The organism is Rhizobacter sp. P1_G5 (genome assembly GCF_056405435.1).
Genome location: NZ_JBFUCB010000287.1, coordinates 1 through 7,366, shown reverse-complemented (window position 1 = coordinate 7,366; position 7,366 = coordinate 1). Strand labels below are relative to the sequence as shown.

12 protein-coding genes and 1 tRNA gene are annotated in these 7,366 nt (G+C 65.0%); 10 read left to right on the top strand and 3 right to left on the bottom strand.

Annotation, left to right across the window (positions count from 1 at the left end; genetic code table 11):
* The 7 genes from AC1D12_RS19185 to AC1D12_RS19155 form a co-directional block, all read left to right on the top strand.
* On the top strand, positions 1-351 hold a 351-nt coding region (locus AC1D12_RS19185), incomplete at its 5' end, for a hypothetical protein (RefSeq protein WP_477842258.1).
* A 13-nt stretch (positions 352-364) separates the two neighbouring features.
* Positions 365-811 carry a hypothetical protein gene (locus AC1D12_RS19180; protein WP_477842256.1) on the top strand — a complete coding sequence of 149 codons (447 nt, stop codon included), beginning with the start codon at positions 365-367 and terminating at the stop codon, positions 809-811.
* An 11-nt stretch (positions 812-822) separates the two neighbouring features.
* The gene (locus tag AC1D12_RS19175; RefSeq protein WP_477842254.1) at positions 823-1,047 is read left to right on the top strand and encodes a hypothetical protein; all 225 of its coding nucleotides are present in this window, start codon (positions 823-825) and stop codon (positions 1,045-1,047) included.
* Positions 1,044-1,532 carry a hypothetical protein gene (locus tag AC1D12_RS19170; protein WP_477842253.1) on the top strand — a complete coding sequence of 163 codons (489 nt, stop codon included), beginning with the start codon at positions 1,044-1,046 and terminating at the stop codon, positions 1,530-1,532. Before AC1D12_RS19175 ends, AC1D12_RS19170 begins: the two co-directional genes overlap by 4 nt.
* The gene (locus tag AC1D12_RS19165; RefSeq protein ID WP_477842251.1) at positions 1,532-3,322 is read left to right on the top strand and encodes a terminase; all 1,791 of its coding nucleotides are present in this window, start codon (positions 1,532-1,534) and stop codon (positions 3,320-3,322) included. The genes AC1D12_RS19170 and AC1D12_RS19165 overlap by 1 nt, the downstream gene beginning before the upstream one ends.
* Positions 3,322-3,528 carry a hypothetical protein gene (locus AC1D12_RS19160; protein WP_477842249.1) on the top strand — a complete coding sequence of 69 codons (207 nt, stop codon included), beginning with the start codon at positions 3,322-3,324 and terminating at the stop codon, positions 3,526-3,528. The genes AC1D12_RS19165 and AC1D12_RS19160 overlap by 1 nt, the downstream gene beginning before the upstream one ends.
* A gap of 99 nt (positions 3,529-3,627) precedes the next feature.
* Positions 3,628-4,308: a hypothetical protein gene (locus AC1D12_RS19155; protein ID WP_477842247.1), complete on the top strand. Its 681-nt coding sequence runs from the start codon at positions 3,628-3,630 to the stop codon at positions 4,306-4,308.
* A 15-nt stretch (positions 4,309-4,323) separates the two neighbouring features.
* Here the strand turns inward: AC1D12_RS19155 and AC1D12_RS19150 are convergent, their stop codons facing one another.
* On the bottom strand, positions 4,324-4,908 hold the full coding sequence (locus AC1D12_RS19150) for an opioid growth factor receptor-related protein (protein ID WP_477842245.1): 585 nt from the start codon (positions 4,906-4,908) through the stop codon (positions 4,324-4,326).
* A gap of 115 nt (positions 4,909-5,023) precedes the next feature.
* Here AC1D12_RS19150 and AC1D12_RS19145 point away from each other — a divergent pair, with 115 nt between their 5' ends.
* Positions 5,024-5,521, top strand: a complete 498-nt coding sequence (locus AC1D12_RS19145) for a hypothetical protein (RefSeq protein ID WP_477842243.1) — start codon at positions 5,024-5,026, stop codon at positions 5,519-5,521.
* A 12-nt stretch (positions 5,522-5,533) separates the two neighbouring features.
* Here the strand turns inward: AC1D12_RS19145 and AC1D12_RS19140 are convergent, their stop codons facing one another.
* Positions 5,534-5,938, bottom strand: a complete 405-nt coding sequence (locus AC1D12_RS19140; RefSeq protein ID WP_477842242.1) for a hypothetical protein — start codon at positions 5,936-5,938, stop codon at positions 5,534-5,536.
* A gap of 210 nt (positions 5,939-6,148) precedes the next feature.
* Here AC1D12_RS19140 and AC1D12_RS19135 point away from each other — a divergent pair, with 210 nt between their 5' ends.
* Both AC1D12_RS19135 and AC1D12_RS19130 read left to right on the top strand, forming a co-directional pair.
* A complete protein-coding gene (locus AC1D12_RS19135; protein ID WP_477842240.1) occupies positions 6,149-6,463 on the top strand; it encodes a hypothetical protein in 315 nt (104 codons plus the stop codon).
* Positions 6,464-6,532: 69 nt separating this feature from the next.
* Positions 6,533-7,015, top strand: coding sequence for a hypothetical protein (locus tag AC1D12_RS19130; RefSeq protein WP_477842238.1), 483 nt, complete (start codon positions 6,533-6,535; stop codon positions 7,013-7,015).
* A 72-nt stretch (positions 7,016-7,087) separates the two neighbouring features.
* Here AC1D12_RS19130 and AC1D12_RS19125 read toward each other — a convergent pair.
* Positions 7,088-7,164, bottom strand: a tRNA-Met gene (locus tag AC1D12_RS19125).
* Positions 7,165-7,366 lie beyond the last annotated feature (202 nt).

The window sequence follows — 7,366 nt, the reverse complement described above, 5'->3', positions numbered from 1 at the left end:
ACCCTGAACAACAACCTGCCCGGCGCGCGTCTGCCGGCAACCTCGACCGGCGTCGGCTGGACCGGCCTGCTGAACGGTGATGACGGCACGCCGTACGACCAGATCGCGGCAGCCGACTCGGCCACCGTGCAGGTCACGGGCACCTTCGGCACGGGCGGCTCGGTCACTCTGGAAGCGTCGGACGATGGCACCACCTTCGCAGCGCTGCCGACGCCGATCGCCATCACGGCCGCGGGCCTGTACGTGGTCGCCACGACGGCRCACCGCCGCATTCGTCCGCGCGTGACCGCCGGTGACGGCACGACCAGCTTGGTCGTGACGCTCACCACGCGCACGGGCTCCGCGACCTGAACTCGAGGCAGCCATGCAGCTCTGGACGAATGAGCCAATCCTGGCCGGTGTGATGCTGAGCCCGGCAGTCCCGCCGGCGCCCTACGGCCAGGTCAGCCACATCGAGCTCACGTTCAGCAACGTGCCGAGCATCGGCAGCCGAGCGACGCTCGACCTGGACTTCATCAGCATGGCTGGCTGGCCGCCTCTGTGGCAATGGGGTCGCCTCTATCGGGCTGAGCTTCGGTCAAGCCTGACGTTCCAGCCGTCCCTGATGCTCGCGACCACGTTTCCCAGGGCGAACGACAGCAGTGGCCAGTTGCGGCTGACCGCGTCTGCCGATTGGCCAGCCGGGGCGCGGGTCAGTGCTGTTGTGACCACCGGTGCGCCGCCGGTCTATCCACCACCGCCGCCAGCGCCACCTTCGCGTGGGCGCCCGCTCCCTATCTGCTGGCCCTCGGGCTGGACCATCGACCGTTGATCACCACCAGCATGACCTCAATCTCGCCTTCTGCCAGTGACCTGGACGGCGCCGACGACCCCGTGCCGGCTTTCCGCTGCCGTGTGTCGCCGACCGGCGCCTGGGTGTTCCGATGCACCTGCGGCCAGGAGCATGCGCATGGCGCCGGTGAAGGGCATCGTGCGAGCCACTGCGACCGGCATCGCGCCACCGGCTACAACCTGCTGGTGCCTACGCCGTGCGAGGTGGTAGCGTGAGCGACGACCGCGACGACGAAGGCCGACTGCTGCCCGGCCACGCGCTGAAGAGCCCCGGGCGTCCGCGTGGCCTGTCCATGGCCGAGCGCATTGCCCAGCACATCGAGCCTCACCGCCAGGAGATCCTCGACAAGGCGATCGCGCTGGCGAAGGCCGGCGATCCGGCGTCGATGAAGCTGGTGCTGGAGCGCCTGGCCCCCATCCCGCGGCAAGATGCCGAGCGGGTGAGCATCCCCGGCTTTGCTGAGGCAGGCACCCTGCAGGACAAGGCCACGGCCGTTATGCAGGCAGCGGCGACGGGGCACTGCAGCGCTGAGGCTGCCGAGCGGCTTCTGCGCGTGCTGGACATCTATGCCAAGGCGATCGTCGCCGACGAGCACGAGCGTCGCCTGCAGGCGCTGGAGCGCGGCCGCGCTGCGCCGCGTGCTGTCGAGGTGCTGCCCGCGTCTGCAGTCGGCAGTGCCGACTTCGAGGATCTCGCCTGATGCTGCGCGCAGACATCTCCCGCAGGCTCGAACGCGCCGAGGCCAAAGCGCAAAGCGACACGCTCGCCATCGGGCCGGCCATCCTCGCTGCCCGGCACGCGTCACGATCGCCAACGCACACGCGCGAGGAGCTCGAGGTCCTCGCCACCACTGCAGGCGCCACAGGGCGCATCGCCCGCGGGTGGTTGCGCATCGGCTTCATCGCCGAGCGCTCCACCGGAATGCCGGCCATCGACCCAGCCCTGGTGCTGCCGCAGATGGCTGGGCTGCTTTATCCCGACCCGCTGGCCTTCGTCATGTTCGCGTTCGATTGGGGGCACGAGGCTGCGCTGCGCGTGGTCAAGCTGCCGGACGAATACCGTGCGCGCTTCGACAGCGAGTTCGGCCCGGACACCTGGGCGTGTGAGCTGCTCGACGACATCGGCCGGCGTGTGCGTGACAACGCGTTCGACGGGCGCACCGCGGTCGATGCGATCCGCATGGCGGTGTCGAGCGGTCACGGCATTGGCAAGAGCGCGGTGACCTCGTGGATCGTCGGGTGGATCATGAGCACGCGACCGAACGCCCGCGGCGTGGTCACTGCCAACACGGCCCAGCAGCTGGAATCGAAGACGTGGGCCGAGGTCCAAAAGTGGAACCGGCGCAGCTTGTTCGGCGAGTGGTTCACCATCACCACCGGCAAGGGCGCGATGCGCATGATGATGCGCGATCACCCCGAAAGCTGGCGGTGCGACGCGCAGACGTGCCGCGAGGAGAACAGCGAGAGCTTCGCGGGCCTGCACGCGGCCGACAGCACGCCGTTCTACCTGTACGACGAGGCCAGCGCGGTGCCGGTGAAGATCTGGCATGTGTCCGAGGGCGGGCTGACCGACGGCGAGCCGATGTGGTTCGCGTTCGGCAACCCCACCCGCAACACCGGGCAGTTCCACGAGGCATTCAACGGCCAGCGGCACCGCTGGGTGACGAAGCAGATCGACTCGCGGACCGTCGCAATCACGAACAAGAAGCTGATCGGCGAGTGGATCGCCGACTACGGCGAGGACAGCGATTTCGTGAAGGTGCGCGTGCGCGGCGTGTTCCCGAACGCGAGCAGCCTGCAGTTCATCAGCCGTGACCTGGTCGACAGTGCGATGCGACGCGAACTGCCGGCAAGCCGCGGCGAGATCGTGGTCGTGGCGGTGGACCCCGCGCGGTTCGGCGACGACTCGTCGGTAATCTTCACCCGCGTGGGTCGGGATGGTCGTACGTTCCCGCCGATCCGCCTGCGCGGCGTCGACACCATGCAGCTGGCGTCCCGCGTGGCAGAGCACGTGAACATGTTGCGCCGTGGCGGGCACCAGGTGCTGATCAACATCGACGGCGGCGGCGTGGGCGGTGGTGTGATCGACCGGCTGCGTTCGCTGCGGTTCGACGTCAACGAGATCCAGTTCGGCAGCAGGGCGCTCGACCCTCGGAAGTTCGCGAACCGGCGCGCCGAGATCTGGAGCGCCACGCGCGACTGGCTCGCCGGCGGCGCATTGCCGGACGACGAGGACCTTGCGACGGACCTGTGCTCGGTCGAGTACGGGTTCACCTCGATCGACCAGATCCTGCTGGAATCGAAGCAGAGCATGAAGGCTCGGGGGCTGGCTTCGCCAGACTGCGCCGACGCGCTGGCGGTCAGCCTGGCGCTGCCCACGCCCATCGTGATGCCGTCCGACCTGGAGCCGGCCGACGCCACCGATAACGATCGGCTGAACTGGGACCCGATTGCCGAGATGATTCGCCGGCGCGAGACGCTGCCCATGTGATGCCGGAGCAGTTGACGCACGCGTTGATCAGCGAGGCGCTTGCTGCGCGCTTGATTGAGATCAAACGCCTGCCCGTCGCGCAACGGCCAGCGGCGATCGAAGAGGCCCACCGCCAGGCCGATCGACTGCGGCAGGTGCTCCGTGCCCAGGAAAGAGGGAAGGGCTGCACGGTGTCTGCGGACGGGAAGCGTTTGGAGTGCTGGTAGAGGGACGTGACTGGTGTCACGGCATTGCGCGAAAACCCTGCTGCACAACGTCGGCCTGCGTCCTACGCTCTCATCAATGGGACAGCGGGAGGGCAGACCATGAGACTCGTCGCAGTGTTTCTCATATTCTGGTGCCAGCAGTTGCACGCAGAAATATTGCAAGGGGTTGAGCCCCTGGACACCCTTGGGGACATAAAGGCCAAGTACCCGAATGCGGTATTCAAGGCTGTCAAAGCGGCGTGGGTCAAGGAAGATGAGGCGTTCATGTCCATGGAGGGGCCAGGCTTTCCTGGCAAGTTGATGATCGCTTTTGACGATCTACGACCCATGGTACGCAGGTGGGTCACTCCAGAGCCTGGTGCATCCGCGTCGTCTGTAGAAGCATTGCGCCAAGCTGGGGAGGGACTGGTCGACATGCCGGACGATAAAGCGTTGACTGTGAAATGGGTTAGGTGGATCCCGCAGAGTGCCATCCCATTTGCCCGATACAAGAGTCGATACGGCGAGCCAACGAAATGCGACTACAACGAGGCCGACATGTCGCCGTACTGTTCGTGGGAGCATCGAGGGCTCAACGTCAACCTGAGTGACGACAAATCAATGGTGCTTAACGCAGAGGCGAGTTTCACTACAGCGGAACTGCGCGCTGAATACGTGAAAAAGAAGCGCCCGATTCCTGACTGGCTGAAGTCGGACACTTCAGCACCGCAGCCACAAGCGAAGAAGGCTGCACCCAAGCCGCCCGCTCCAATCTCGAAGGCCGTGAAGCCTTCGGTCTAGGCCGGTATTCGCCCGTCAGCTCAGCACCTGATGTCGCCACCAGCTGAGCCGCTCAGCGTGCTGCGCGTCGCCGGCGAACTGCTGCTCCAGGAACGCCATCAGCATGCCAGCTTGGTCGGTCAAGCCAGCGCTGTGCAAGCAGTGCAGCATGCGCGAGAGGCGTCGATCGTTGTGGGTGATGCTTCGCGACCATGATGCCGGGCCCTGTAGCCAGCGCAGGCCGCTGTCGTCCTCCGCGAGCCCGTAGAACGTCAGCATGCGCGACCAGGATCTGATGAGTGCCTCGCGCAGTGCCGGCTCTGCTGAGACAGCTTCGCGCATCGCGTGGCGCCCGATGACCGGCGCGTCGCGGTTGAACGGGCTCGGGCTGCCGAGTGGGAACAGCCACTGAATGAAATCGTGCCGGCGTTCGAGCTCGTCATCGCTCAGGGCCAGCGTGTTGTCGAGATGCTCGGCCAGCCAGGCACGCCAGCGCGCGACACCATCGTCGTTGCGCCGCTCGCGGCGTGCACTGAGCTCGTCGGCCAACGAGATGGGCTCTTGCTCGGTTGCGTGCAGGAGGTCAGAGACTGCGCGAGCGGCATCGAGGTCATCAGACATTGGGAGGCTCCGGTGAGGGCACACCAGTGTGGGTCGGACAGCAGGACCTTGGCAAGCACGAAGGGCCACTCGCCGAATGGTGTCGTGAGTAGACTGCGTGCTGGGAGGAGTCGCGATGGGCGTGATCGTCTTCTGTGTGATTGCCGGCTTGGTGTTGCTGGTCGTCTTCCAAGGCTTCAGGCGAGGTCTGAAGGGCAAGCCGAGCCGAGCGGGGCAATCGGCGAATCGTCCCGGCCTGGAGGCTCCACACAAGTGGCCGACGCTTGGCGCGTTCGAATTTGCCGTCGTGGGAGAGTCGAACTACCAGCGCGCGCTTCAGGCGATYGCCGGGGACCACGGCAAGGCGGACGCGAACGCGACGTGCGTTGCCGAACTCGTGCCGGAGGACGACAACCCGCACGACGACAAAGCGGTATCGGTGCGAGTCAATGACGTGGTGGTCGCGTACTTTGCGCGAGACGATGCGCGGCGGTTCCGGCGTCGTCTCGGTCAGAAGAAGCTCACTGGCCGGACAACGTACTGCGACGCATTGGTGGTCGGAGGCGGGACAAAGCGCGGCGGCGAGCGAAAGCACTACGGGATTCAGCTGGACCTGAAGCCCTTCGACGACTGACCGTCGAATCATTCACCAGTCGAAGTCTTCGGCGACCTTCTCCCAGTCGATCGACTCGAGCCGGTCCTGCAGGATCGCGTTGATCGGCGTGTCGAACACGGCTACCTCGAACCAGATCACCACAAGCTCCGATCCCATGAACCGCGCGTCCATGGGCGTGTCGCTGGTGAGCCACGCCACGCATGTCCAGGGCGGCAGCGGTGCATGGCCGTCCCAGTCCTGCGGTCGGATCAGGTGCACGCGGCGTTTGCCCCACAGCTGCTCGGCGAGCTCGTGCGCCTTGACCAGCACCTCGGTGTGCTCCTCGGCGTCCGGCACGCCTTCAATGACGCATCCGTAGGTGCTGTTGACGTGCAGGGCGTCGACCGTGACTCGGCGCCGCGTTTCCAGGGTGATGGCGGTAGGGTTCGTGTGCATCGGGCTTCCTGCGGCTCGAATGCAGTGTGGCGGCACCCCCGCCGGTTTAGCAAGTGCGAAACATTCTCGGTGTCGTGGGAGGTACAGCTTCGCTGAGGGTTCGAGCGCCAGGCTCCAAAGCAACGCCGGGCGAATGTGATTTGCTGCCTCGAACGATGAACTGGTTTCCTGCTACTGTCTGACTGCACAAGTTGGAGCGAGGGAGTCAGCATGCTAGGTTCGATCCTCACTGTCGTGTTGATGATCGCCATGTTGGCTTTCGGTGCGGTGCAGATCTGGGCCGGCTTTGTCGGGTTGGATCACCAGTTCGGCGCTGTTTGGGCTTGGCTGGCAATCGTTCCGCTGTTGTTCCTGCGGTCGCTACTTCCCCTGACCGTTGGTGCGTTCTTCTGCGCTCTCAACGTGTGGGGGTGGCCGTGGTACGGTGCGGCGCTTTTCGCCGCCCCAGGATTGGCCTTCGCTCTTCCTGGCGCGATCGTTGGCCTCTATGAATTGGCCAAAGCGTCGGTGCGACGACGCGGCTAGCCCGTCGTCGTGGGCGGCCCTGTGGGGTCGGTCTGCGCACAAACCGCTCATCGACTAGGAGGACCCCCCATGGATATAGGTCTGATACAGGGTACGTTGTCGAGTTTGAAGGTCGCTGGTGATCTGGCGAAGGGCTTCCTGGATTTGAAGTCCCTGGCGGAGGTGCAGGGCAAGGTCATCGAACTGCAGAGCACCATCCTCGCAGCACAGTCCAGCGCGATGGCCGCGGTTAGCGATCAGGCGCGATTGGCTGACGAGAATCGTGAACTGAAAGACGCCCTGAAGCGGGCCGAAGCCTGGGATGTCGAAAAGCTGCGCTACCGATTGGTCACGCCCGAGCAGGGGGTGRTGGTCTATGGTCTTCGCGAAAGCCAAAAGGGCGAGGAGCCGGCTCATTGGCTTTGYGTCCACTGCTTTGAGGATGGTCGGAAATCGATTCTCAACCCGTCGAAGGACAAGGACAGCTGGTATCACTACTCTTGCCCGAAGTGCAAGTCCGGCTTTCCCACGGGCTACCGAGGCCCGTCGTCGATCGACTACGCCCCCGATTGACGCCTACACCAGCGCCTACATGCCTGAAAGACGAAGGGCTGAAGCATCGCTGCTTCAGCCCTTCTTTACCTCTGGTGGCGCTTCAGGGATTCGAACCCCGGACCTGCGGATTATGATTCCGTCGCTCTAACCGACTGAGCTAAAGCGCCTGAGCCTCAGATTATAGCCAGGGTTTCGGGCGCTTTCGGCGCGTTGACCGACAATGCGTCACACACTCGCACGACATGCGAGTCCCACCCGAGTCGATCGCCCCACGCATGTTCAGTTTCTTCAAGAAAAAGCCCGCTCCTGTCGACACGCCGGCCTCGCCGCCGACCACTGCGACGCCTGCCGCGCCCGTCCCGGCAGTGC

Bases quoted from the DNA above. Each gene is read 5' to 3' on its own strand.
- AC1D12_RS19180 (WP_477842256.1), top strand. From the start codon at position 365: ATGCAGCTCTGGACGAATGAGCCAATCCTGGCCGGTGTGATGCTGAGC.
- AC1D12_RS19175 (WP_477842254.1), top strand. From the start codon at position 823: ATGACCTCAATCTCGCCTTCTGCCAGTGACCTGGACGGCGCCGACGAC.
- AC1D12_RS19165 (WP_477842251.1), top strand. From the start codon at position 1,532: ATGCTGCGCGCAGACATCTCCCGCAGGCTCGAACGCGCCGAGGCCAAA.
- AC1D12_RS19160 (WP_477842249.1), top strand. From the start codon at position 3,322: ATGCCGGAGCAGTTGACGCACGCGTTGATCAGCGAGGCGCTTGCTGCG.
- AC1D12_RS19155 (WP_477842247.1), top strand. From the start codon at position 3,628: ATGAGACTCGTCGCAGTGTTTCTCATATTCTGGTGCCAGCAGTTGCAC.
- AC1D12_RS19150 (WP_477842245.1), bottom strand. From the start codon at position 4,908: ATGTCTGATGACCTCGATGCCGCTCGCGCAGTCTCTGACCTCCTGCAC.
- AC1D12_RS19140 (WP_477842242.1), bottom strand. From the start codon at position 5,938: ATGCACACGAACCCTACCGCCATCACCCTGGAAACGCGGCGCCGAGTC.
- AC1D12_RS19135 (WP_477842240.1), top strand. From the start codon at position 6,149: ATGCTAGGTTCGATCCTCACTGTCGTGTTGATGATCGCCATGTTGGCT.